A 25,167-nucleotide genomic window follows, 5' to 3' on the forward strand; every position below is an offset into this window, starting at 1 on the left:
GGGGCAAAGTCACTGAATTCCGTTGTTCTCGCGGCTCAATTCCCGCAACGCCTCGAGCGCCCGGTCCGCATCCGCCGCCGGCACGAAGATATGGTCGTGATGAAAGGCCGCGACGACATTGGCGCTGATGCCATCGCGCGTCAGCGCTGCCGAGACGGCGGCAGTCAGGCCGACGGCTTCGAGCGCCGAATGAACACAGAGCGTGATGAGCCGCAAGACGGGTCCGTAGGACAGACCGGCGGCGTCGGCCCTTGACCGTTCGAGGATCAGCGTCAAGCCCTCCGCTTCGCGGAAGGTGCCGATCGGTGCAAGCGATAGCCACGAGCCCGCATCGCCCTCGACCGCGCAGTAGACATATTCGGCCTCACGCAGCACCGGCTTCATCCCCGCCAGCAGACGCTGAAGGTCCGTCTCTCCGCTCATCGCTCAAACGCTCCCGACCAGCCGCGCCACGCCGTCGACGAGACGGCGGAATCCTTCCCGCGCACCGGAGCTCATATGCCGTGCCCTCAGCCAGGCATGGATCATCTGCGGTTCCTCGCGAAAGGTGACATCGACGCCCGCCTCTACGAGCCGCGCCGCATAGATCCGCGCATCGTCCCGCAACGGGTCGAAGTGCGCAGCCGTGATATAGGCCGGCGGCAATCCGGAGAGTGCATTCGCCCTCAATGGGTGCGCAAAGACGCTGTCTGCAGGCGCTTGCAGCACCTTTCGATAATAGCCGACATCCGCGGTCGAAAGCCCCGGCGCATCGGCCATCTCGGCATAGGAGCCGCTGACGAGATCGCCGCCGAGGCCCGGATAGATCAATACCTGGCCGACGATTCCGGAAAGCCCCTCGGCCATGGCCTTGAGCACGAGGCCGGCTGCGAGATTGCCGCCGGCACTGTCGCCGACAGCAACGAGCGGCCGCCCATCGGCAAGGAGGCTTGCGAGCACGGCGAAACAATCGTCGAAAGCCGCCGGCCAGACATGCTCGGGCGCCAGCCGATAGTCCACCGAGATCAGCTCGGCCCGCGCTCCATGCGCAAGCTCGGCACAGATCGCGTCATGGCTTTCGAGCGAGCCGACGACGAAGCCGCCGCCATGGATATAGAGCACGCGCACCGCGGTCGCGACCTCCGCCGGTCGATAGTGTCGGATCGGAATCCGCCCGGCCAAGAGTTCGTCGCGCCTTGTCAGCCCCGCCGGAGACGCCGCGTCGAACTCCGCGCACAGCGCATCATACCATCGCCGCTGCTGCTCGATCGAAGCGTTCACGGCGTCAGCCGGATAAAACGCCTCACAACGTTCGTGAAAGGCGAGAATGCCGGGCTCCGTCGGCATCGGTCTTGATCGTCTCGAATCCATCCTGCGCTCCCTCGAGCCCACCTTAGCACCGTCCAGCCGTGACGCACGGGCAAATGCGCCAAGTCATGGCGCTGCATCGGCCGGCTTGCCATCCGCTTGTCGCCCGGTGTTAATTCGCTCATGGCATTCACACTCCGGCAATTGCAGTATTTCGTCGCCGTCGCCGAACAGGGGACCGTCACCCGCGCGGCGCAGAATCTGTCGATCTCGCAGTCCTCGATCACCGAAGCGATCAAGGAACTGGAGACCGATCTCGGCGTCGAGCTTTTCGACCGGCATCCGCGCGGCCTTTCGATCACCCACAACGGCCACCAGTTCCTCCGTCATGCGACGAAAATCCTCGCCGACGTTTCGGATGCGCGGCGCAGTTTTGCCGACAGCCGCGAGGAACGCGGCGGCAAGCTCAATCTCGGCGTCACCTCGCTGGTCGCCGGCTACGTGCTTTCCGACCTGCTCGCCCGCTATCGCCGCGCCTGCCCGGGTGTCGAGGTCAGCGCCATCGAGGACAACGGCTCCTATCTCGAGCACCTGCTGATCGGCGGCGAGCTCGATGTCGCCGTGATGGTGATCTCCAACCTCCGCGATCGCATGGCGCTGCAGGCGGAAATCCTCGAAACTTCGCCCTATCGGCTCTGGCTGCCGATCGGCCACCCGCTCGTCAGCGCCGACATCATCTCGGTCGAGGATATCGCCAAGGAGCCGCTCATCATGCTGACGGTGGACGAGATCGAGGAAAACACCGGCAAGCTGCTCTCGGCGCTCGGTGCGCGCCCGCATGTCGCCTTCCGTACCCGCTCGGTGGAGGCGGTCAGAAGCCTCGTCGCAACCGGCGCCGGGATCGCGCTTTTGCCGGACCTCGTCTATCGCCCCTGGTCGCTCGAAGGTGATCGGATCGAAAGCCGCGACGTCTCCGGCGCGTTGCCGGTGGTGCAGGTCGGCATGGTCTGGCGCAAAGGGTCGAGCCTGCCGCAGTCGGCGCGCGACTTCGTCGGCATCGCCGAAGCCTTGCGCAGTGCACGTCCCCGCTAGCTCCCTTCCTTCCTTATGCGGCGATATCGGGAAAACCGATAGCGGCATTCTGATTAATGAATTTGCGAATACGGAGAAATAGAGGCACGCTTCATCCCAGGGAACAAGTCCGCGCAACGGCAGAAACTGGGGAGACTTCAATGAAGCAGATGTTGAAATCCTGCACGGCGCTCACCCTTTCGCTTGGCCTCGTCGTCCCTGCGCTCGCGCAGGAGCCGCTGAAGGAACTCGGCCAGGGGGAAGGCGAACTCTCGATCGTCGCCTGGCCCGGTTACATCGAGCGTGGTGAGACCGACAAGAGCTACGACTGGGTCACCGAATTCGAGAAAAAAACCGGTTGCAAGGTCAGCGTAAAGACCGCCGCCACCTCCGACGAAATGGTGGCGCTGATGAACGAAGGCGGCTTCGACCTCGTCACCGCGTCCGGCGACGCCTCGCTTCGACTGGTGGCCGGCAAGCGCGTCCAGCCGATCAATACAGCCCTCATTCCGAGCTGGAAGACAATCGACGAGCGCATGCAGAACGCGCCCTGGCACACGGCCAACGACGTCCACTATGGCACGCCCTACGTCTGGGGGCCGAACGTGCTGATGTTCAACACGGAAGCTTTCAAGGGTCAGCCGCCGAAAAGCTGGAACGTCGTCTTCGAGGAGATGACGCTGCCGGATGGCAAGTCCAACAAGGGCCGCGTCCAAGCCTATGACGGTCCGATCCATGTTGCCGACGCGGCCAACTACCTGATGGCCCACAAGCCCGATCTCGGCATCAAGGATCCGTACGAACTCAACGAGGACCAGTACAAGGCGGCACTCGACCTGCTTCGCGTTCAGCGCACGCTGGTCGGCCGCTATTGGCACGATGCGATGATCCAGATCGACGACTTCAAGAACGAAGGCGTCGTCGCCTCCGGGTCCTGGCCGTTCCAAGTCAACCTGATGCATGCCGAAAAGCTGCCGATCTCCTCGGTCATTCCCGAAGAAGGCGTGACGGGCTGGGCGGATACGACCATGCTGCACGCCGAGAGCGAGCATCCCAACTGCGCCTATATGTGGATGGAGCACTCGCTTTCGCCGAAGGTGCAGGGCGACGTCTCTGCCTGGTTTGGGGCCAATCCCTCCGTGGGCGCCGCCTGCAAGGGCAACGAGCTCCTGACCGACGAGGGCTGCGCGACCAACGGCTACAACGACTTCGATAAGGTCAAGTTCTGGAAGACGCCGGTCGCGAAATGCGCGAGCCAGAGCGAATGCGTGCCCTATCACCGCTGGGTCTCCGACTATATCGGCGTGATCGGCGGACGGTAAGCCGGCCGCTTTCCCTCCCCCTTGTGGGGAGGGTGGCCCAAAGGGCCGGGAGGGGTTTTTGCAACGAATCCCCTCCCCAACCCTCCCCACGAGGGGGAGGGAGTTAGTCCCGTATGCCGCACCGGCCGCAGGTCCCCTTTTCCCCGCCCGCGTGGAGAAGGTCGCGGCAGCGGGATGAAGGGCTAGTTTCTGGAGCATTTCCATGACCACCGCCGTCCTCTTCGACAATGTTTCCCGCCATTTCGGTGCGGTGCGCGCCGTCGATCGCGTCAACCTCTCGATCGCCGAGGGCGAATTCTTCGCGATGCTCGGGCCGTCGGGCTCGGGCAAGACGACCTGCCTGAGGCTGATGGCCGGCTTCGAACAGCCGACCGCCGGCCATATCGAGATCTTCGGCGAGACGGCCGAGGGCGTGCCGCCCTACCGCCGCAGCGTAAATACCGTTTTCCAGGATTATGCGCTCTTCCCGCATCTTTCCATTCTCGACAATGTCGCCTACGGGCTGATGGTCAAGGGCATCGGCCGCGAGGAAAGACGCAAAGCCGCTGAAGATGCGCTCGCCATGGTCAAGCTGCCCAGCTACGGCGCGCGCCGGCCCGGCCAGCTTTCCGGTGGTCAGCGCCAGCGCGTGGCGCTCGCCCGCGCCCTCGTCAACAAGCCCAAGGTGCTGCTTCTCGACGAACCGCTCGGCGCCCTCGATCTGAAGCTGCGCGAGCAGATGCAGGAGGAATTGAAGAGCCTGCAGAAGTCGCTCGGCATCACCTTCGTCTTCGTCACGCATGACCAGGGCGAGGCATTGTCGATGGCCGATCGGATCGCCGTCTTCAACGAGGGCCGGATCCAGCAGCTTGGCAGGCCGGAAGATGTCTACAACCGCCCGACGACTCGATTCGTCGCCGATTTCGTCGGCTCGTCGAACGTGCTCTCGGCCAAGCTCTGCCAAAGGCTCGGGCTGAAAACCGCCTCCGCAAGCCTGCGGCCGGAGTCGGTGGCGATCGCGCCGGCGGCGGACGGCGCCCTCAGCCTCTCCGGTGTCGTCGCCGGCCGCAGCTTTCTCGGCGCGACCAACCGCATTGTCGTCGATGTCGACGGCAACCGCATTGCCGTCGCCAGCCCCGCCGCGCAGAGCGTGCCGGCGATGGGCACCCCGGTCACGATCAGTTTCGCCGCCCGCGACCTTCACCCGATGGAGGATGCATGACCGTCGTTGCCGAAAGTTTCGTCCTTCCCGAGCGCCGCGGCACGGCCGGCCGTCTTTCGGATTTCTTCTGGCGGCACCCGCATGTGCTTCTGACGGTGCTGCTCGGCCCGCCGCTCCTGTGGCTCGGCATCGTCTATCTCGGCTCGCTCTTCGCGCTGCTCCTTCAAAGCTTCTTCTCGATCGACGAGTTTTCCGGCCTCATCAATTACGAGTTCACGCTTGCGACCTACCGGCAGCTCTTCAGCGAAGCCAATCTCGACATCATCCTGCGCACCGTTTCGATGGCAGCGCTGGTAACGCTCGTCTCGGCCCTCGTCGCCTTCCCGATCGCCTATTACGCGGCCCGCTACGCGCGCGGCAAATGGAAGGCGCTGTTCTATCTGGCGGTCATGCTGCCGCTCTGGTCGAGCTATCTCGTCAAGGTCTACGCCTGGAAGCTGATCCTTGCGAAGGAGGGGATCCTCACCTGGTTTTTCGAGAAGCTGAACGTCCTCTGGCTGCTCGATGCCTGGCTGGCGCTGCCGGTCGTCGGCGGCAATTCGCTGTCGGTCAGCTACACGGGCACCTTCATCGTCTTCGTCTATGTCTGGATGCCCTTCATGATCCTGCCGATCCAGGCGGCGCTGGAGCGCGTGCCGGCCAATCTCGTCGAAGCCTCGTCCGACCTCGGCGGTACGCCGGCGCAGACTTTCCGCCACGTGCTCTTTCCGCTGGCGCTGCCCGGCATTGTTGCCGGCTCGATCTTCACCTTCTCGCTGACGCTCGGCGACTACATCATCCCGCAGATCGTCGGCTCGTCGCGGCTTTTCATCGGCCAGGCCGTGTACGCTCAGCAGGGCACGGCCGGCAACATCCCACTCGCCGCCGCCTTCACCGTCGTGCCGATCGTCATCATGGGCGCCTATCTCTGGATGGCCAAGCGCATGGGGGCCTTCGATGCGCTCTGAGAAGATCAACCGCGTGCCCCTTGGCCTGAAGATCGCCGCGGCTGCCGGCCTCGCCTTCATGCATCTGCCGATCCTGCTGATCTTCCTCTATGCCTTCACGACGGAAGAAAAGACCTATCAGTTCCCGCCGCCGGGGCTGACGACGCAATGGTTCGCCGTCGCCTGGAACCGGCCGGATGTCTGGGCGGCGCTCACCCTCTCCGTCAAGGTCGCGGCGATCGCCACCGCCGCGGCACTCGTGCTCGGCACGCTCTGCGCCGCGGCGGTCAGCCAGACCCGCTTCTTCGGCCGCGAGACCGTGTCGCTGCTCATCATCCTGCCGATCGCGCTGCCCGGCATCATCACCGGCATCGCGCTGCGCTCGGCCTTCTCGATTGCAGACATCCCGTTCTCGTTCTGGACGATCGTGCTTGGCCACGCCACCTTCTGCATCGTCGTCGTCTACAACAACGCGGTCGCCCGCTTTCGGCGGATTTCCGGTTCGCTGGTTGAGGCCTCGATGGATCTCGGCGCCGATGGCTTCCAGACCTTCCGCTACGTAATCCTGCCGAATATCGGTACGGCGCTCCTTGCCGGCGGCATGTTGGCCTTCGCGCTCTCCTTCGACGAGGTGATCGTCACGACCTTCACCGCCGGCCAGCAGTCGACCCTGCCGATCTGGATGCTCGAAGAGCTGATCCGCCCGCGCCAGCGACCGGTGACCAACGTCGTCGCGATGATCGTCGTCATCGTCACCTTCCTGCCAATCCTCGGCGCCTACTACCTCACCCGCGACGGCGACCAGATCGCCGGTGCCGGCAAATAATATCGAACATAAAGGGAGAACAGACATGGACACCCAACTCCTGATCGGATCGCGTTTCGAAGCCGGGACCGAGGCCGAGGAGCACATCCTGAACCCGCGGACGGGCGCCAGGATCATCGACCTCGCCGAAGCCTCCCATTCACAGATCGACGCCGCCGTCGATGCCGCCGAGCGCGCCTTCGTTACCTGGTCGCGGACGACGCCTGCAGAACGCTCGAATCACCTCCTGAAGATCGCCGACGCAATCGAGAAACGCGCAGACGACTTCGCCGCACTGGAAGCCTTGAACTGCGGCAAGCCGATCAACGCGGTGAAGAACGACGAACTGCCGGCGATCATCGACTGCTGGCGTTTCTTTGCCGGCGCAGTGCGCAATCTGCATGGGCCGGCGGCCGGCGAATATCTGCCCGGTCACACGTCGATGATCCGCCGCGACCCGATCGGCATCGTCGGCTCGATCGCCCCCTGGAACTACCCGCTGATGATGATGGCCTGGAAGCTGGCACCGGCGATCGCCGGCGGCAACACCGTCGTCTTCAAGCCATCGGAGCAGACGCCGCTGACCGCGCTGAAGCTGGCGCGATTGCTGGCCGGCATTCTCCCCGAGGGCGTCGTCAATGTCATCGCCGGCCGCGGCGAGACGGTCGGCAACGCCCTGATCAACCATCCGAAGGTCTCGATGGTGTCGATCACCGGCGATATCGCCACCGGCAAGAAGGTGCTTGCCGCCGCCGCCAAGACGGTGAAGCGCACCCATCTCGAACTCGGCGGCAAGGCGCCGGTCATCATCTATGACGACGCCGATCTGGAAGCGGTCGTCAACGGCATCCGCACCTTCGGCTACTACAATGCCGGCCAGGACTGCACCGCCGCTTGCCGCATCTATGCGGAAGCCGGCATCTACGAGAAGTTCGTCGCCGACCTCACCTCCGCCGTGTCGACGATCCGCTACAACCTCGCCGACGATACCGAGAACGAAATCGGGCCGCTGATCTCCGAGCGCCAGCGCGATCGTGTCGCGAGCTTCGTCGAGCGGGCAGCGGACCAGAAGCATATCGAGATCACCACCGGCGGCCACACGGGCAGCGACGACGGCTTCTTCTTCCAGCCGACCGTCGTTGCCGGCGCGACGCAGGAGGACGAAATCGTCCGTCGCGAGGTTTTTGGTCCGGTCGTCTCGGTTACGCGCTTCTCGGATAAGGACGATCCGGTCGCCTGGGCAAACGACAGCGACTATGGTCTCGCTTCCTCCGTCTGGACCAAGGATATCGGCAAAGCCATGAGAGCTGCCTCCCGGCTGCAATACGGCTGCACCTGGATCAACACGCACTTCATGCTGGCGAACGAAATGCCGCATGGCGGCGTCAAGCAGTCGGGCTATGGCAAGGACATGTCCGCCTATGCACTGGAGGATTACACCGCGGTTCGCCACATCATGATCAACCACGGCTGAAGCCGCGTTCTCTGCCCCTGGGACGACGCCGCGATCCCCTCACTCCCGGTTGCCTGTTCGCCGGGATGCTCCATGACGGAATTCGCTTGCCCGCCCGCCGACCGCTTCCGGCCGGCGGGCATTTTTTATTTTGCTTCAACAGCTTGGCAGCCCGACAGCGACGCAAGACGAAGCTTGCTGTTGCACAATTCCCACAAAAATTAAAACATGACTCATCGAGTCATAATTTTCGATTGCGCACGCGATAATCATGAGTGAATAACTCATCTTATTAATTGTCGCCTACCGATCAGAAAGTTGCATCGCATGCCCAGCCAACCCATCCGCCTTCTGCCGCTGATCCGCGCGGCCCTGGCCGGCACCTCCGCCCTTGCCCTCGTCGCCACCGCGCAGGCACAAGACGCTGAGCAGGGGACCGCCGGCGACGGAGACTCGACAGCCCTCGAAACGCTCGTCGTGAACGGCGGCAGCGGCGGTGTCATCACGGCGGAAGGCTATGTCGGCATCAGCAGCGCAACGGGCGCCAAGGTCGATACACCCTTCCTGCAAACACCGCAGTCGGTTTCCACCGTTACCGAACAACAGTTAAAGGACCGCAACCCGCAGACATTACTCGACGTCCTGGCCTACACCCCAGGTTCGCGCGTAAATGCCTTCGGCTTCGATCCGCGTTTCGACAGTTTTTCCGTACGCGGCTTCGATGTGACATATACTGGAGTCTTCCGTGACAACCTGCGCCAGCCCGGCGCCAGTTCCTCGATTTTCAAGACCGAACCCTATGGTCTGGAAGGCGTGTCCATTCTGCGCGGCCCCTCGTCTGCGCTCTACGGTGCCTCGGGCGCTGGCGGCCTCTTCAATCTGATTACAAAGCGGCCGACCGAAGTGCCGTTGCACGAGCTGCAAGTGCAATACGGTAACGATAACCGATACCAGGGACAGGTCGATTTCTCCGGCCCGGTCAACGAAACAGACCCGGTCTACTACCGCCTGACCGGCCTGCTGCGAGACTCCGACACCGAACAGGTCAGCGTCCCGGACGACCGCGCCTATATTGCGCCGGCATTCACCTGGAAGCCGGATGAAGACACGCGCCTGACCGTTCTCGGCGAATACTCGCGCACAAAAACCGGGGGCACGGCCGCCTATTACAACGACCCGGTAACCGGTGACGTCACGGACATCTTCGCTGGCAATCCCGCCTTCAACGATTCGGTGCAGAAGCAGGCACGCCTCGGCTACGAATTCGAACATCGGCTCAACGAGACATTCACCTTCCGCCAGAACGCGCGCGTCTCGACGCTGAATACGGACACGGACTGGGCCTTCGCCTATGCCCCGAACGCCGCCGATCCGACGCTGCTTGACAGCAGCGCCGGCACCTTCGACGAACGGCTGACGGCCTTTGTCATCGACAACCAATTGGTAGCCGAGTTCGATACCGGCGCGCTCGACCATACCCTGCTGGCTGGCATCGACTATACCAAATTGCGTTTCCGCTCCCTCTCCGGTACAGGCGTTTCCCCGCCGCTCGACACCGCCAACCCGACGCAAGGTCGCCCGGTTGCGTCGATCGACTTCAGCAGCCGCGTCGACCAGGATCAATGGCAGCTCGGCACCTACCTACAGGACCAGATCCGCCACGATGCCTGGACGCTAACCGGCGGCGCACGTTATGACTGGGTTTCGACCGATACCGACACGACCGATCTTGCCAGCGACGCGGTAAGCACCGTGTCGCAAAACGACAAGGAATTTTCCGGCCGCATCGGCTTGACCTACGAAACCGATTTCGGCCTGGCACCCTATATCAGCTACTCTACAGCATTCTCGCCCAATGCCGGAATCAACAGAGAAACGAACCAACCGTTCAAGCCGACGGAAAGCGAACAGCAGGAACTCGGCGTCAAATATCTCTTGCCGAACAGCAACACGCTGATCACCGCCGCTCTCTTTAACATCGACCAAACCAACAGCCTCTATTACGAGGTTGTGGACTTACCTACTGGGCCTGAAAACATTCAGGTGCAGCGCGGCAAGGTGCGCTCCCGCGGCTTCGAGTTCGAGGCGAATACGAGCCTCGACAACGGCCTGTCGCTGGTGGCCTCCTATACCTATACCGACGCAAAAATCCTCGAAGGCCCTGCGGACACGATCGGCAACTACGTCTCATCCGTGCCGCGCCACATGGCTTCTGCCTGGGCGTACTATATCCTGCCAGAGGATGGGCCGGGATATGGTCTCGGCTTTGGAGCAGGTGCACGCTTCCTCGGGTCCAGCTATGGCAACGATCAAAACACGACGCGCAATTCGTCCCGCGTCCTGTTCGACGCCGCGGCTCACTACGACTTTGCAGCTCTCGACAAGAAATATGAAAGTTTGCGTCTGCAGGTGAATGCCACCAATCTCTTCGACCGTCGCGAAGCGGTTTGCTCGGCAGGTTTCTGCTACCGCGACCAGGGCCGCACGGTGATCGGCTCACTGCGTTACAACTGGTAGCCGATGGCGATGGGCGGACATGAAAGCGTAATCCATACCGAGGGGCCGAAAGGCATCTCGGCCGCCTTTGCCGGTCCGCATGCCTGGTGCAACGAGAAGATGATGCTGTCGGCCGATCTGGCCGATGGCATCCCACTGACGGAGTTCTTCGCTTCCGGCGCTTTCGACCGGACGCTTTCGATCTATGCGGCAACATTCGGCGGCAGCGATCGGCGCGCCGTCGCTTCCATGTGGTCACTCTTCTATTTTTCGTGCCTCACCATTCCTTATGTCGTCGCCTGGACTTTGGAGCGTCAGATACTGCCCATTCGCTTCGACGAGATGACGGTCGCGCTTTCGGCCGACGGTCTTCCTCGCGCCTTCGGCGTCGCCACTGTCGGCGACTGGCGCGGCGAGCGCGAACAGGAGATTTTCTCGATTCTCTCGCCTTTGATGGATGAACACCTCGCAACGGTTGTCCAGCATCTCAAGGCGATCGGCGGCATTGCGCCGAAGCTCGCCTGGAACAACGCCGCGGTCTACATCGACTACGCGCTGCGTTCCGCCGGAACCGAACCCCTGAACGATCAGGCCGATGCGATGACCAGCTTGCGCTTGATGCCGAACGGCACGCCCAACCCCTTCTTCGACTGCCTGCGCCACGAGGACGAGGATGGCGCTCGCGTCTGCCGGCGCAAGATCTGCTGCCTGCGCTACCTTCTTCCGGGGATCCAGAGCTGCGGCAGCCTCTGCGCCCTTCCGAGCCAAAGGAATCAATAGCTTGTCGCTCGTTCGCCACGTCCCGCCGGCCGTCGTCAAGACCGTCGCAGTGCTGTTGATCGTACTCGTCGCGTTTGCTGCCCGGGCAGAAACGCATTGGCCGATGACGATCACCGATTCGGCAGGACGCGAGGTCACGATAGCGTCGCGCCCGCAGGCGGTTCTGCTTGGTACCGGCTTCAACCTCATCGCGCTGTCGCTTATCCACCCGGATCCGGTGAGCCGGCTGGCCGGCTGGTCCGGCGACATGAAAGGCGACAATCCGGAAATTTACGAAAGCTTCCGACGCAAATTCCCGAGACTTGCCGAGGTGCCGCTGATCGACGACGGCAGCGGACCCGGTCTTTCCTTCGAAACGATCCTCACGCTCAAAGCCGACCTGGCGCTGCTGGCCAATTGGCAGGCGGACACGGAGGCTGGTCAACGCGCCATCGATTATCTCTCCGGGATCGGCGTGCCGGTGGTGGTCTTGAACTTCAACGACGATGTCCTGAAGCGCACGCCCGACACCATGCGTCTGCTTGGCAAGATCTTTGAGCGCGAGGAAAAGGCCGAGGCATTCGCCCGTTTCTACGAGGAACGTCTTGCCCGCATCCGTGACCGGGCTGCAAAGCGCCCGGAGCCCGGGCCAACCGTTCTGATGGAGGCTTTTCCCGGTCCCGACCGCTGCTGTTGGGCCTATGGCGTCGGCGGTCTCGGTGAGTTCATCAGCCTTACCGGCAGCCGCAACATCGCCGAAGGCAAGTTGCCGCGGCCGGGCGGCATGATGAACGCAGAGGCCGTCATGGCCGAGAATCCCGACGTCTATATCGCCACTTCGTCGCCGGGCGGCATATATAGCGGCCTCTCGATCGGCCCCGGCGTCAGCGTCGAGGAGGCGGAGCGGACCTTGAGAGAGGTGGTCGACACACCGGTGATGGCGAGCATCGCGGCAGTCCGCAACGGCCGCGTCCATGGACTCTGGAACTTCTTCAATGCCATCCCGCTGAACATCGTCGCCGCGGAAGCCTTTGCCGTGTGGCTGAGGCCGGACCTCTTTGCCGATGTCGATCCGGCCAGGACCCTGGCCGAGATCAATGAACACTTTGCGGCCGTTCCCTTCGAAGGCGCCTACTGGATCAGCCTGAAGAATTGAAATTTCGCGACGGGCGAAGGCAGCCGCGTCGTGTCGATTTCCGCTCGCTCGGGACGAGCAATTGCCAGCTTCGCTCGAACCCTATGCAAATCGGATTCGATTTAGCGGAAAAAACATGCAGTAATTCAAAGCGCTACAGCGACCCCTTGCGCGTTCTGGTGGACGGCGCCCGCTGTAGGAGGGCGTTTATGCTGTGGGTGATTGCGTTATTCCTGGGCTTGGCAATCGTGTATCTCGCGGCCCGCTATGGCCGCTTTCGTAGCTGGGTAGAGCCGGTCCTTTCCGTTGCGGTCGCCGTAGGGCTTGCCGCCGCCTTTCTGATCTGGCTGAGCGAAAGCACACCCGAACCGCCTGCACCCGCACCCTCCCCGCCCCCAGCCGGGCTCGCTCCTTCAGAGATCGTTCTCGATAACCTCGCCTTCGAGCGCAACCAGTCGGAACGCAGTTATCGACTGCGCGGAACGGCCAGAAACACCTCGGCAATCACGCTCGAATATTTCCGCCTCACCGTCACGCTCCAGGATTGCCCGGCGGGCGCCTGCAGGCGGATCGGCGACGACACGGCGCTGGTGCTGGTGCGGGTCCCGGGCGGCGAGACACGTCCCTTCGAAACGTTCCTCACCTTTCCCTACCGAGCGGATGAGGCACCGACCGCGCCGAAGTGGAGCTATACGGTCAGCGAGGTCAAGGGCGCCACGCGGCAGTGAAGGGACTTCACTCCCTCAGAACGGCCACCCTCAGCAGTAGATCCTGAACTTTTCCCGTATGGCCCGGTCGATTTCCGGCGCGATGACGGACGGCGCGGCCTCAGCGAGAATGCGGTTCTTCCTCTCGATCGCGCGGGCGACGAGATCCGGGCGGCCGATCTCTACCCATTCCTTCGGGCTCGTGCGGTCGGCCACTGCCGGATAGATGTATTCGGTCTGCATCAGCCCCAAGGTCTGCGGGTGGCCGAGATAGTGGCCGGGACCGTCGAGGCACACCGAGCGCATGGTTTCGAGAGAGACCGAATCCTCGGTCACGTCGATGCCGCGGATGCAGCGCTGCACCTGGCCGAGCAGGTCGTCGCCGAGGACCAGCGACTCCAGGCAGAAGCCGAGCAGCGAAGCATGCATGCCGACCGCCTCGTAGACCATGTTAAGGCCGGAGAGCCCTGCCATGACGTTGGAAATTGCCTGTTCCCAGCCGGCCTGCATGTCCGGAAGCTTTGCATCCGCGATGCCGGCGGCGGCACCACCCGGCAGGCGGTAGAACTGGTGCATCTGGGCGCAGCCGGCCGTCAGCAACGCCTGCTCACCGGAACCGCCGGACATTGCGCCGGTCCTTAAGTCCGACACGAAGGGCCAGGTGCCGAAGACGGCCGGATGACCGGGCGACAGCGCGTTGACATAGACGACGCCAGCCAGGCATTCGGCGACCGCCTGCACGATCGCGGTGGCGAGCGGCGCCGGCGCCGTTGCACCGGCCTGCCCCGCGGAAAGCAAGAGGATCGGCATGCCGCCTCGGATGCACTTCTCCATGGTGATGCAGCTCTCTTCCGCAAATTTCATTGGCGGCACGACGAAGCAGTTGGAATTCGAAACGAAGGGCCGCGCCCGCCACTTGTCCTCTCCGCCGGCGATCATGTGGATCAGATCGAAGCAACCCTCGACATGCGACGGATCGGAAAAGCTGGTGCCGACATGTTTGCTGGTGCCGGCGCAGCAGGCGTAGAGCGTGTTGATGTCCATCAGGAAATTGTCGGGAACATCCCGGCAGACCATGGCGCGCTGGAAGAAATGCACATTGTCGAGATGATGGACGAGCTGGGCGGCGTTGAGCAGGTCCTTGGCGGTCGACTCGCGATATTCGCGTTTTTCGACATCGACCACGTGTACCGCGGCGCCGGCCGTGCCGTAGTAGACCCGAGTGCCAGTGAGCTCCAGATCCTGCTTCGGATCGCGGGCGTAGAGGGTAATGTCCCGTGCCGCAATGGCCAGCATGTCCTCGACCAGCGCGCGGGGAAAGCGGATGCGCCCGTCATCGCCGAGTATGGCACCGGCACCGGTCATGATCTCAATGCCGGATTTCGGGGCATTGGCAAGGCCGATCTCTTCCAACGCATCGAGCGCGGCTTCATGGATGCGCCGGACATTCGCCTCGCTCAACGGTTTGTACTGGCCGCCCGCAAGACCGGGCCGTACCGGCCGGATGCTTTCCGCGAGCGGTGCGGAGCGCAGCGCCACGCGCGCTGCCCGTCCGCCGGACCGTCTCGAAACCGCAACTGCGCATTCGTCTGCCATCATCATCTCCCAATGGCGCTTTCGTCGTCTTGCTCGTTGCCCCTCATCCGCCTGCCGGTACCTTCTCCCCGTCCAGACGGGGAGAAGGTACATGCGGCAACGCCTCGCCCCTCACCCCGTAGGAGAGTCTCAAATCAAGGCGGAAGCTCACCGCGCGTTTCCTTCTCCCCGCATGCGGGAAGAAGGTGGCCGGCAGGCCGGATGAGGGGCAGCCCTCGCCTTACATCCGCACCCGCTCCGCCTTCGGGTCGTACATCGGCTTCAACGAAGCCTCCGCTTTCACCCGCGATCCTGCGATTTCGATCTCGTAGCTCGACGCCAGCACATCCGCGGCGCTCTCGCCGTCACAGGGCACGTAACCAAGCCCGATCGCCCCGCCGAGGTGATGGCCGTAGTTGCCGGACGTGATCGTCCCGACGATCTCGCCATCGCGAACGATCGCCTCGTTGTGGAAAAGCAGGGGCTCCGGATCGGAGAGCCGGAACTGCACCAGCCGGCGCGCCAGCCCCTCATTCTGTTTCCCGAGCACCGCGTCGCGGCCGATAAAATCTCCCTTGTCGGCCTTCACGGCAAAGCCCAGCCCGGCTTCGAGCACATGATCCTCGTCGGTGATGTCATGGCCAAAATGACGGAAGGCCTTCTCGATGCGGCAGCTGTCGAGCGTGTGAAGGCCGCACAGCTTGAGCCCGACATCTTGCCCCGCCGCCTCCAGCGTCTCGAATACATGCGCTGCCTGGTCGGTGGAGACGTAAAGCTCCCAGCCAAGCTCGCCGACATAGGTGACACGGTGGGCGCGGGCGAGCCCCATGCCGATCTCGATTTCGCGCGCCGTGCCGAAGGGATGCATCTGATTGGAGAAATCGTTCGGGCTCACCCTCTGCATCAGCGCGCGCGCTTTCGGCCCCATGATACAGAGCACGCTTTCGGCAGCCGTCATGTCGGTGATCACCACGAACTCGTCGCGGAGATGCCTGCGAAGCCAGGCGAGATCACGCTGGAGGGTCGCACCCGGCACGACAAGCAGGAAGGCGGTTTCCGAGAGCCGGGTAACGGTCAGGTCGCTCTCGATGCCGCCGCGGGCATTCAGCATCTGCGTATAGACTATCCGGCCGGCTTCGACATTCAGCTCATTGGCGCAGAGACGCTGCAGGAAGGAGAGCGCATCACGGCCCTCCACCCGGATCTTGCCGAACGACGTCATGTCGAAGAGGCCGACGCCACCGCGGACCGCGAGATGCTCGGCCCTCTGATTCTCGAACCAGTTCTGCCGCTTCCAGGAATAGCGATATTCGCGCTCCTGGCCGTCTTTCGCAAACCAATTGGCGCGCTCCCATCCGGCCACCTCGCCGAAGACCGCGCCCCGCGCCTTCAGATGTTCGTGCAGCGGCGAGCGGCGGACACCGCGCGCCGTCGCCATCTGCCGATAGGGGAAGTGATCGGCATAGAGTAGTCCAAGCGTCTCCGACACGCGCTCCTTGAGATAGGCACGGTTTTTCTGGAATGGTTGCGCCCGGCGGATATCAACCTCCCAGAGATCGAAGGGCGGCTCGCCGTCGTTCATCCATTGCGCCAGCGCCATGCCGGCGCCGCCGGACGACACGATGCCGATCGAGTTGTAGCCGGCAGCCACCCAGTAGCCTTTGAGCTCCGGCGCCTCGCCGAGATAGTAGCGGTCGTCGGGCGTAAAACTCTCCGGACCGTTGAAGAAGGTATGGATGCCGGCCGTTTCCAGCATCGGCATCCGGTTGACGGCCATTTCGAGGATCGGCGCAAAATGGTCGAAATCCTCCGGCAGCTGGTCGAAGCAGAAATCTTCGCGGATGCCGTCCATGCCCCAAGGCTTGGCCTTGGGCTCGAAGGCGCCGACCAGCATCTTCCCCGCATCCTCCTTGTAGTATGTGCACTCGTCCGGCACGCGCAGCACCGGCAGGCGAGCAAGGCCCGGGATGGCCTCGGTGACGATGTAGAAATGTTCGCAGGCATGCAGCGGCACGGTGACGCCGGACTGACGCGCAAGCTCCCTGCCCCACATGCCGGCGCAGTTGACGACATTCTCCGTTTCGATGGTGAAGCTCTCGCCGTCCTGCTCGCAGGTGACACCGGTGACGCGGCCATCCTTCGTCAGCACCGACGTGACCTTCACGCCTTCGATGATCGTCGCGCCGTTCTGCCGCGCTCCCTTGGCCAGCGCCATGGCGATATTGGCCGGGTCGCACTGCCCGTCGAGCGGAAGGTGCACCGCCGCCTTGACGTCGGAGGTGTTGAGATGCGGGTACATGTCCTTCACCTCGTCAGGCGTGATCTCGCGCACGTCGATATTGAAGGCGCGGGCAAGCGAGGCTTGCCGGTAGATTTCCTCCTTGCGCTCCTCCGTCAGCGCCACGGTTATAGAGCCGTTCTGGCGCATGCCAGTGGCAATGCCGGTCTCCGCCTCGAGTCTCACGTAAAGATCGGCCGAATATTTCGCGAGCCGCGTCATGTTCTGCGAGGCGCGAAGCTGGCCGATCAGCCCGGCCGCGTGCCAGGTCGTGCCTGAGGTCAGTTGCTTGCGCTCGAGCAGCACGACGTCGGTCCAGCCGAGCTTCGACAGGTGATAGGCGACCGAACAGCCGGAAACGCCACCGCCGATGACGACCACACGCGCCTTTGCGGGAATGGGCTTCGTCATGCTTTCAGTCTTTCGTTCGAGGGATCCCAGAGCGGCTGGTCGGGCTCAACGGTGGCCTTGAAGCGATCGCCGAAAATCTCGACCTCGATTTCCTGGCCAGGCACCGCGAGATCGGCACGCAGCATGCCGAGCGCGATCGATTTGCCGACGCGATAGCCCCAGTTTCCGGATGTCGTCTCGCCGACGACCTCGCCGCCCGACCAAAGCGTCGACATATAGGGCGCGTCGCAGTCGCCGGCCTCGACGGTGAGCGTCACGAAGCGCTTGCTGGCACTCCACTGCTTCTCGCGCTCGAGCGCCGCCTTGCCCTTGAAGCTCGGCTTCGACCAGTCGACGAAACGCTCGAGGCCGCCTTGAAGGACCGTGTAGTCGGTCGACAAATCACCCTTCCAGGCGCGGTAGCCCTTCTCGATACGCAGACTGTCGAGTGCTTCCATGCCGAAGGGCCTCAGGCCATGTTTCTGGCCGGCCGCCCAGACGGCGTCGAAGATTGCCGCAGTATCCTCCACCTTGGTGTGGATCTCCCAGCCGAGCTCGCCGGCGAAGGAGACGCGCACGAGCTGGCAATAGCGCCCTGCGATCTCAGCCGTCTGATGTGTCAGCCATCCCTTCGAAAGATCGGCGTCAGACACCTCCGCGAGAATCGCGCGCGACTTCGGCCCGGTCAGGATCTGGCAGGAGAAATGCGCCGTCACGTCATCGAGCGTGAAGGCGGCATCGGCCGGACGGTACTTCTGAAGCCACTCGAAATCATGCCATTGTGCGGTGGCCGCGGTGATCAGGAAGAAGAAGTCCTCCTCGATCGCCATCACCGACATTTCCGTGACGATGCGTCCCTTGTCGTCGGCGAAATAGGCAAGCCCGATGCGCCCCGGTTTCGGCACGCGGCCGGTGATGAGCCCGGAGAGCCACTCGCGTGCACCCTGACCTTTCAGCCGGAAGCGAGAGAAGCCGGGCAGGTCGAGAATGCCGGCGGCATCGCGCACCGCCAGGCACTCCTCCTCGATGCGCTTCGCCCACGGCCCCTCACGGTTCCACGTCTGCGTCGCCGCCTCGGAGGTATCGTCGCCGGGTTTTGCGTACCACATGGCACGCTCCCAGCCGTTATAGGGCTTGAACTGGGCGCCGAGCGCGGCGATGCGGTCATGGATCGGCGACAGCTTCTTGTTACGTCCGCCCGGCCAATAGTGCTTGGGGAAATGCATCGCATATTCGTGGCCGTAGATCTCCTTGCCCTTGGCGGTGCAATAGTCCCGGTCCGTATAGTCGGTGTAGCGTCGCGGGTCGCAGGACCACATGTCCCATTCCGTCTGGCCCTCGGTCACCCATTCGGCCAGCACCTTGCCGGCCCCGCCCGCCTGGCAGATGCCGAAGGTGAAGACGCAGGCCTCGAACGCGTTCGGCACGCCCGGCATAGGCCCGATCAGCGGGTTGCCGTCCGGCGCATAGGGGATCGGGCCGTTGATGACGCGCGACAAGCCCGCTGTGCCGAGGATCGGCACGCGCTCGACGGCATCGTTCAAATACCACTCCAGCCGTTCGAGATCGTCCGGGAAGAGCTGGAAGGAAAAGTCCTCCGGCATCGGATCGTCCGGCGTCGTCCAATGCGCGCGGCAATTCCGCTCGTAGGGCCCGAGATTCATGCCGTATTTCTCCTGCCGGAGATAATAGGAGGAGTCGACGTCTCTGAGCAGCGGCAGTTTGTGCCCGGCCTCCTTCGACCAGGCGGCGAGCTCCGGGATCTCGTCGAAGAGAATATACTGATGGCTCATTACCATCATCGGCACGTCGCGGCCGAACATCTTGCCGACCTCGCGCGCGTAGTAGCCGGCAGCGTTCACCACATATTCGCAGCGGATTTCTCCCTGCGGCGTGGTGATCACCCATTCATTCTCGCGACGCACCGCCGTCACCGGACAGAAGCGGATGATCTTCGCGCCCATGTCGCGTGCACCCTTGGCAAGCGCCTGGGTAAGCTGCGCCGGGTCGATATCGCCGTCATACGGATCGTAGAGGGCGCCCGTCAGCTCATGTGTTTCGAGGAAAGGATAGCGGCCGCGCATCTCGTCGGGCGTCAGGATATCGAGATCCATGCCCTGATAGCGGCCCATGCCGACGACGCGCTTGAATTCCTGCAGCCGCTCCTTCGAATGACCGAGCCGGATCGACCCCGTCACGTGATAGTTCATCGGATAGTCGACCGAGGCGCCAAGCTCGCGATAGAGCGAGGCGGAATAGCGCTGCATGTTCATGATCGACCAGGACGAGGAAAAGGTCGGCACGTTGCCGGCCGCGTGCCAGGTCGAGCCGGCGGTGAGCTCGTTCTTCTCCAACAACACGCAGTCGGTCCAGCCAGCCCTGGCCAGATGGTAGAGCGAGGAGGCGCCCACGGCTCCCCCACCGATGATGACGACACGCGCGTGAGACGGCAAATTCGACATGCATTATTCCCTCTTTGACCGGATACTTGACGAGGAAACCAAGCCCATCAAGCGGAGAGTTTAGCCTTTATTGATCGACATTTTCGATTAGATTGATTGCAGCGAGTGTGAGGAGCCGCCAAAAGATGCAAGTCGATCTGATCGAGACCTTTTTGGACCTGATGGAGACGCGGAGTTTCAACCGCACCGCCGAGCGGCTGAACGTCACGCAGTCGACGGTCTCCCATCGCATCAAGGCGCTCGAGGCGCAGTTCAGCCGCAAGCTCTTCACCCGCAACAAGGGCGGCACGGTTCCCACCGCCTCCGGCCTGCGCTTCCTGGATTATGCCAAAGCGCTGCAAAATCAGTGGCATGAGGCAACACGCGCGGTGGCGAGCGCGGGCGCCCTGGAGCGCTCGATGCGGCTCGGCATACAGCATGACCTCGCGCATGCATTCGCCGGCCAATGGGTGGCCGCCATCCGGCGCGAGCTGCCGGCGACCGAAATCTACATGGAGGCGGATTATTCCGGCCAGATGAACCGCGATCTCGCCGTCGGGGAACTGGACCTGGCGATTCTCTACACGCCCCACTATCTGCCTGACCTGCACTATGAAAGGATCGGCGAACTGCATTACGTGCTGGTGAGCACCGAGGCTCGCGACATGGCCGGCGTAAAGCCCGAAAGCTACATCCGCTCCAGCTACTCGCCCGCCTTCGACCGCTCCCATCGGCTGGCGCTGCCACACCTCTCGGTCGCCTCGCTTGCCGCCGGGCAGAACATGGCGATCACAGGTCTCCTGCGCTCCCTTGGCGGCGCGGCCTATGTGACAAGCGCCACGGCGGAGCGGCTTTCCACAGATGGCGTCGCCAATTCGGTCGCCGATGCGCCGGTCATCCCGCAGGCCATCTACGCCGCGACAAGCCTTCGAACCCGCCACGCCCACCAGCACCGCAAGATCATCGCCGCCATGAACGGCCTGCTCGCCAACCTGGGGGCGCCCTAATGCGGATCAGAACTTGCCTTTGAATTCCGCCTTCAGCCGCGCGACATCCTCTCCCGTCACGCCCTGCGGATCCATCACCGCCACCCAGGCATCGATATAGTGTTCCGGCGCGTAGACGTGGCCATAGCCGATCGGCGAGGTCGTGGCCAAGGCCATGTCAGCGAGAAGCTGCAGCCCGGTGACGACGGGAAACCAATTCAAGGCCGGAGAAACATCAGGCCCGCGCGGCGCCTTCATCCAGTCCGGTTCGCGATAGAAGGCGTGCGGATCGAAGAAGGTCACCGGATCGCTGGCATATTGCAGATAGACGATCCGCATCGCGCCCCACTGCGCGCCGGGAATATCGAGCGCGTTCTCCTGGTTGGTGAACCGGATGACTGAGCTGTCCCGGTAGCGCGGAAGCCAGGCGGGCGAACCGGCGACGCGCTCCGCCGTCACCGAGCGCCAGAGCCCACTCTGAAAGGGCGGGCCGCTCCAGAGCGCACCCTGGAACGGGTCGCCGATGATGTCGAAGAGATCGACCGACCCTTGCGAATTCATGGCGCCGAGGCTCAGGCCATGCAGATAGAGCTTGGGGCGACGGTCCCTCGGCAGCGTCGTCCAATAGCGGTAGACCTCGTCGAAGAGCGCGTTCGCCGCATCGTTGCCATAGCCCGGCTCGACGAGCAGCGACAACCAGCTCGTCAGGTAGGAGTATTGCACCGCAACGCTCGCGACATCGCCGTGGAGCAGATATTCGAGCGGATCGAGTGCTGCCGGATCGATCCAGCCGGTGCCGGTCGGAACGACGACTATCAACGACTTGCGCTCGAAGCCTCCGGCGCGTTTCAGTTCCTCCAGCGCCAGCTTCGCCCGTTCGCGCGCCGTCTCCGCGGAGTTCAGGCCGACATAGACGCGCACGGGGTTGGGCGCCGCGCCGCCGTAGAAGTCGCCGATCTGGACGCCTGTCGGCCCCGAGGCGACAAACTGCCGCCCCTGCCGCCCAAGCTCGTCCCAGCGCACCAGCGACGCGTCGCTGCCGGTCTTGGCGGGCTCGGTTGGGGGCGCGACATCGGGATCGATCAGCGCATCGAGCTGCTGGAAAGAACTGTCGGCGGCACGCAGCGCGAACTTGAAGATGACGCCATTCGTCACGGACCAGAAGAGAGCGAGGGCGACGAGCCCGCCAAGGGCGTTGGCGATGGGTCGCGTCAGGAAAAATTGCAGCCAGCGAGAAAGAACGCGGAAAGTAAACCGGAACAGCCGCGCCAGGAAGATGAGAGCGGCGAAGACGAGGAAGGCTATGAGGCCTAGCTTGAGCGGCTCGGCGCTTTCGATCGGCTCAAGCCCCATGATGCTGCGGACGGTATTTTGCCATCCCGCCGCCTGCCAGAGAAACACCGCCGCCGCCGCTATGCAGACGATGGCGGCGGCGATCTTCAGCGTGCGCGCCCGCCGGGTCGTTGGCTCGGGCAGTTCGAAAAAGGACCAGAGCCAACGCAGGAATGCGCCGATCGCGTAGCCGGCGGCGAGCGAAGCGCCGGAAATCCCTGCCTGAATCAGATAGGGATGAGGAATGAGGCTTGGGGTCAACGAGACCGCGAAGAAGATCACGCCGACAAGCAGGCCGCTCGTCGAAAAGGAACGCAAGAGGCTTGCCAGATAGCGCGGGGCAGGCCGCGTCGCCGTCGACAGGTCCGTCTGTTGAAGGTGTTCCATGGCGGGCCTCCACGCTGCGGGCATTGTCACTTTGTCGCCCGTAGACAAGCGACGCATTGCGGCAATGTCGCCTTCCGCTCCCGCACAGTCAATCGGCACAACCCGACGATGCGCAACGCGATGTACAGCTTTGCCCGATTCCTTGCGGCGACAAGCGCCAAATTTAGTGTTGCTTGCGCCTCAGCCTTTCCGCCACGGCGTCAGCCTTGGAAACCAGCGCGGAACGCTCCGCCGATATGCTTCATATTCGACAGCGAAGGCGCGGTGCAGCGTCGGCTCCTCGTAAGCGATGACGAAGACATGGCATATCGTCCAGAACGCCGCTCCATATGCAATGAGCCGCCAGTCGCCGAAGAGTAATCCCTGCCCCACGATGATCGCCAGGACCGAAAGGTACATCGGATTGCGCACGTGACTGTAAAGCCCCGTGACGACCAGGGTTTGCGTCGGCGCAACCGGCGCCGGCGTGCCGAACCCTTCCACGGCGAACCGTCTGATCGAATCGATGAGCCCTGGAAGCCCCGCGACGATCAGGATGACACCGACCGCCTGTGTCACCCATGTGCCGAGAAAGGGATCGCGAAACTGCCAGCGGGAGATCCACCATGGGACGAGTCCCGCGAACGCACATGGGACGACGACGAAGAAAATCGCTGAACCGAGGATTGCGACGGGCTTTCGCATGATCAAACCGTATGACGGGTCAGGTCGCGCCGATTTTAGCGGACTGAATTTAGATACGCCGCTCCTTGATCGTGTTCATCACGAAGCTCGTCTCGATTGAAGCGACGCATTTCAGCCGGGCGATCTTCTCCTTGATGAAGCGCTCATAGTGCTCGAGGCCGGAACTCATCACCTTCAGCACGTAGTCGCGCGAGCCGGTGACGAGATGGCATTCGAGCACCTCGTTCCAGCCGCGGATCGCCTCCTCGAACATGACGATCTCGTCCTCGTGCTGGCGGCTGAGGCGGACCGTCGCGATCGCCGTCATCGTCCAGCCTTCGATGACCGGGTCGACGAGCGCCGTATAGCCGCGGATGACCCCGGTTTCCTCCAGCCGCCGGATCCGGCGCAAGCAGGGCGAGGGAGAAAGTCCGACGCGCTCGGCCAGTTCGTTGTTGGTGATCCGGGCATCGGCGATCAGTTCCTTCAGGATGCGGCGATCCATCTCGTCGGCAATTTTCTGCGTCATGCTGCTGAAACCTCGGCAAAAACTTGCGCTCATCAAAACGAAGTGATCGCAAATAGCAAGGATCGGCCCAGGCGTTTGATATAAATTGGCGGATAGTCGAGTCCGCTCGCGCCTAGGGAGAGAAACCATGACCGCGCCGCATCCGTCGAAGACCCATATCGGCAACCACAAACTGCATCCCGAAACGCTGATGCTGAACTATGGTTACGATCCCGAGCTCTCGGAAGGCGCCGTCAAGCCGCCGGTGTTCCTGACCTCCACCTTCGTCTTCCACTCCGCCGAGGAAGGCCGCGACTTCTTCGACTTCGTCTCGGGACGACGCGAGCCGCCGGCGGGCGTCGGTGCCGGGCTCGTCTATTCCCGCTTCAACCACCCGAACAGCGAGATCGTCGAGGATCGGCTTGCCGTATACGAACGGGCCGAGGCCGGCGCGCTCTTCTCCTCCGGCATGTCGGCAATCGCCACGACGCTGCTTGCCTTCGTGCGGCCCGGCGATGCGATCCTACATTCGCAGCCGCTCTATGGCGGCACCGAGACGCTGCTCGCCAAGACCTTCCTCAATCTCGGCATCCACGCAGTCGGTTTTGCCGATGGCGTGGATGAAGCGGCCGTCAGCGCTGCCGCCGAGGAGGCAATGAGCAGGGGCCGGGTCGCGGCGATCCTCGTCGAAACGCCGGCCAATCCGACCAACAGCCTGGTCGACGTCGCGATGATCCGCCGCATTGCCGAAAAGATCGGTGAAAGACAGGGGCAAAGACCGATCGTCGCCTGCGACAACACCCTGCTCGGCCCGGTCTTCCAGCACCCGATCGACCACGGCGCCGATCTGTCGCTCTATTCGCTCACCAAATATGTCGGCGGCCACTCCGATCTGATCGCCGGCGCCGTGCTCGGCTCCAAGGCGCTCATCAAACAGGTGAAGGCGCTGCGCGGCTCGATCGGCACGCAGCTCGACCCGCATTCCTGCTGGATGCTCGGCCGGTCGCTCGAAACACTGTCGGTCCGGATGGAGAAGGCGAACGACAATGCCCGCATCGTCGCCGAATTCCTGCGCGACCATCCGAAAGTCGAAGGCATCCACTATCTACCCTTCCACGACGAAGCCTCGCCGGTCGGGCGGACCTTTGCCGCGCAATGCACCGGCGCCGGCTCGACCTTCTCCTTCGACATCGCCGGCGGCCAGGAAGCGGCCTTCCGTTTCTTGAACGCGCTGCAGATCTTCAAGCTCGCGGTCAGCCTCGGCGGCACGGAATCGCTTGCCAGCCACCCGGCCGCCATGACCCACTCCGGCGTGCCGATCGAGGTGCGGCGCCGGATCGGCGTGCTCGAATCCACCATCCGCCTGTCGATCGGCATCGAGCATCCGGACGACCTCGTCGCCGACGTCGCGAACGCGCTGACGACCGTCTGATCCGCTGTGCGGC

Annotated in this window: 20 protein-coding genes; 12 read left to right on the forward strand and 8 right to left on the reverse strand. The window is 63.3% G+C overall.

The genetic code is table 11. The annotated features are described in order from the left end of the window. Window positions 1–9 precede the first annotated feature (9 nt). Both RHIBR816_RS0100810 and RHIBR816_RS0100815 read right to left on the reverse strand, forming a co-directional pair. Complete coding sequence (locus RHIBR816_RS0100810; protein WP_026186508.1) at window positions 10–423, reverse strand: ACT domain-containing protein; 414 nt, start codon at window positions 421–423, stop codon at window positions 10–12. A gap of 3 nt (window positions 424–426) precedes the next feature. Further along, entirely contained in the window at window positions 427–1,350 is a 924-nt protein-coding gene (locus RHIBR816_RS0100815) for an alpha/beta hydrolase (protein ID WP_026186509.1), read from the reverse strand. Window positions 1,351–1,470: 120 nt separating this feature from the next. On the opposite strand from RHIBR816_RS0100815, the gene RHIBR816_RS0100820 reads away from it, so the two are divergent. The 10 genes from RHIBR816_RS0100820 (at window position 1,471) to RHIBR816_RS0100865 (ending at window position 13,183) form a co-directional block, all read left to right on the forward strand. Further along, window positions 1,471–2,379 carry a LysR family transcriptional regulator gene (locus RHIBR816_RS0100820; protein WP_026186510.1) on the forward strand — a complete coding sequence of 303 codons (909 nt, stop codon included), beginning with the start codon at window positions 1,471–1,473 and terminating at the stop codon, window positions 2,377–2,379. Window positions 2,380–2,519: 140 nt separating this feature from the next. Continuing rightward, a complete protein-coding gene (locus tag RHIBR816_RS0100825; protein ID WP_018234633.1) occupies window positions 2,520–3,680 on the forward strand; it encodes an ABC transporter substrate-binding protein in 1,161 nt (386 codons plus the stop codon). Between the two features lie 202 nt (window positions 3,681–3,882). Then, a complete protein-coding gene (locus RHIBR816_RS0100830; RefSeq protein WP_018234634.1) occupies window positions 3,883–4,881 on the forward strand; it encodes an ABC transporter ATP-binding protein in 999 nt (332 codons plus the stop codon). Continuing rightward, window positions 4,878–5,828, forward strand: coding sequence for an ABC transporter permease (locus tag RHIBR816_RS0100835; RefSeq protein WP_018234635.1), 951 nt, complete (start codon window positions 4,878–4,880; stop codon window positions 5,826–5,828). Before RHIBR816_RS0100830 ends, RHIBR816_RS0100835 begins: the two co-directional genes overlap by 4 nt. Next, window positions 5,818–6,633, forward strand: a complete 816-nt coding sequence (locus RHIBR816_RS0100840; protein WP_018234636.1) for an ABC transporter permease — start codon at window positions 5,818–5,820, stop codon at window positions 6,631–6,633. Before RHIBR816_RS0100835 ends, RHIBR816_RS0100840 begins: the two co-directional genes overlap by 11 nt. A 25-nt stretch (window positions 6,634–6,658) precedes the next feature. Continuing rightward, on the forward strand, window positions 6,659–8,086 hold the full coding sequence (locus tag RHIBR816_RS0100845; protein WP_018234637.1) for a gamma-aminobutyraldehyde dehydrogenase: 1,428 nt from the start codon (window positions 6,659–6,661) through the stop codon (window positions 8,084–8,086). Window positions 8,087–8,392: 306 nt separating this feature from the next. Next, window positions 8,393–10,582 carry a TonB-dependent siderophore receptor gene (locus tag RHIBR816_RS0100850; protein WP_018234638.1) on the forward strand — a complete coding sequence of 730 codons (2,190 nt, stop codon included), beginning with the start codon at window positions 8,393–8,395 and terminating at the stop codon, window positions 10,580–10,582. Window positions 10,583–10,585: 3 nt separating this feature from the next. Continuing rightward, window positions 10,586–11,341, forward strand: a complete 756-nt coding sequence (gene fhuF, locus RHIBR816_RS0100855) for a siderophore-iron reductase FhuF (RefSeq protein WP_052522665.1) — start codon at window positions 10,586–10,588, stop codon at window positions 11,339–11,341. A 1-nt stretch (window position 11,342) separates the two neighbouring features. Then, the gene (locus RHIBR816_RS0100860; RefSeq protein WP_018234640.1) at window positions 11,343–12,476 is read left to right on the forward strand and encodes an ABC transporter substrate-binding protein; all 1,134 of its coding nucleotides are present in this window, start codon (window positions 11,343–11,345) and stop codon (window positions 12,474–12,476) included. A 188-nt stretch (window positions 12,477–12,664) separates the two neighbouring features. Beyond that, window positions 12,665–13,183, forward strand: coding sequence for a hypothetical protein (locus RHIBR816_RS0100865; protein ID WP_018234641.1), 519 nt, complete (start codon window positions 12,665–12,667; stop codon window positions 13,181–13,183). A gap of 30 nt (window positions 13,184–13,213) precedes the next feature. Here RHIBR816_RS0100865 and RHIBR816_RS0100870 read toward each other — a convergent pair whose 3' ends face one another. From RHIBR816_RS0100870 to RHIBR816_RS0100880, 3 genes are all read right to left on the reverse strand, one after another. Continuing rightward, on the reverse strand, window positions 13,214–14,758 hold the full coding sequence (locus RHIBR816_RS0100870; protein WP_026186513.1) for a trimethylamine methyltransferase family protein: 1,545 nt from the start codon (window positions 14,756–14,758) through the stop codon (window positions 13,214–13,216). Between the two features lie 220 nt (window positions 14,759–14,978). After that, window positions 14,979–17,426, reverse strand: coding sequence for an FAD-dependent oxidoreductase (locus RHIBR816_RS0100875; protein ID WP_018234643.1), 2,448 nt, complete (start codon window positions 17,424–17,426; stop codon window positions 14,979–14,981). Continuing rightward, window positions 17,423–19,867, reverse strand: a complete 2,445-nt coding sequence (locus RHIBR816_RS0100880; RefSeq protein ID WP_018234644.1) for an FAD-dependent oxidoreductase — start codon at window positions 19,865–19,867, stop codon at window positions 17,423–17,425. The genes RHIBR816_RS0100875 and RHIBR816_RS0100880 overlap by 4 nt, the downstream gene beginning before the upstream one ends. 125 nt (window positions 19,868–19,992) lie before the next feature. Here RHIBR816_RS0100880 and RHIBR816_RS0100885 point away from each other — a divergent pair, with 125 nt between their 5' ends. Further along, window positions 19,993–20,853 (forward strand): LysR family transcriptional regulator, encoded by an 861-nt coding sequence (locus RHIBR816_RS0100885; RefSeq protein ID WP_018234645.1) that lies wholly within the window; start codon window positions 19,993–19,995, stop codon window positions 20,851–20,853. A gap of 6 nt (window positions 20,854–20,859) precedes the next feature. On the opposite strand, the gene RHIBR816_RS0100890 is transcribed toward RHIBR816_RS0100885, so the two are convergent. The 3 genes from RHIBR816_RS0100890 to RHIBR816_RS0100900 all read right to left on the reverse strand — a co-directional run bounded on the left by RHIBR816_RS0100890 (window position 20,860) and on the right by RHIBR816_RS0100900 (window position 23,743). Beyond that, window positions 20,860–22,551: an alpha/beta-hydrolase family protein gene (locus tag RHIBR816_RS0100890; protein ID WP_018234646.1), complete on the reverse strand. Its 1,692-nt coding sequence runs from the start codon at window positions 22,549–22,551 to the stop codon at window positions 20,860–20,862. A gap of 180 nt (window positions 22,552–22,731) precedes the next feature. Next, on the reverse strand, window positions 22,732–23,235 hold the full coding sequence (locus RHIBR816_RS0100895) for an isoprenylcysteine carboxylmethyltransferase family protein (protein WP_018234647.1): 504 nt from the start codon (window positions 23,233–23,235) through the stop codon (window positions 22,732–22,734). 49 nt (window positions 23,236–23,284) lie between these two features. Then, the gene (locus RHIBR816_RS0100900; RefSeq protein WP_018234648.1) at window positions 23,285–23,743 is read right to left on the reverse strand and encodes an Lrp/AsnC family transcriptional regulator; all 459 of its coding nucleotides are present in this window, start codon (window positions 23,741–23,743) and stop codon (window positions 23,285–23,287) included. A gap of 127 nt (window positions 23,744–23,870) precedes the next feature. Here RHIBR816_RS0100900 and RHIBR816_RS0100905 point away from each other — a divergent pair, with 127 nt between their 5' ends. Next, on the forward strand, window positions 23,871–25,154 hold the full coding sequence (locus RHIBR816_RS0100905) for a cystathionine gamma-synthase family protein (protein WP_018234649.1): 1,284 nt from the start codon (window positions 23,871–23,873) through the stop codon (window positions 25,152–25,154). Window positions 25,155–25,167: the final 13 nt, after the last annotated feature.

This window comes from Ensifer sp. BR816, from assembly GCF_000378985.1.
Classification (GTDB): Bacteria; Pseudomonadota; Alphaproteobacteria; order Rhizobiales; family Rhizobiaceae; genus Sinorhizobium.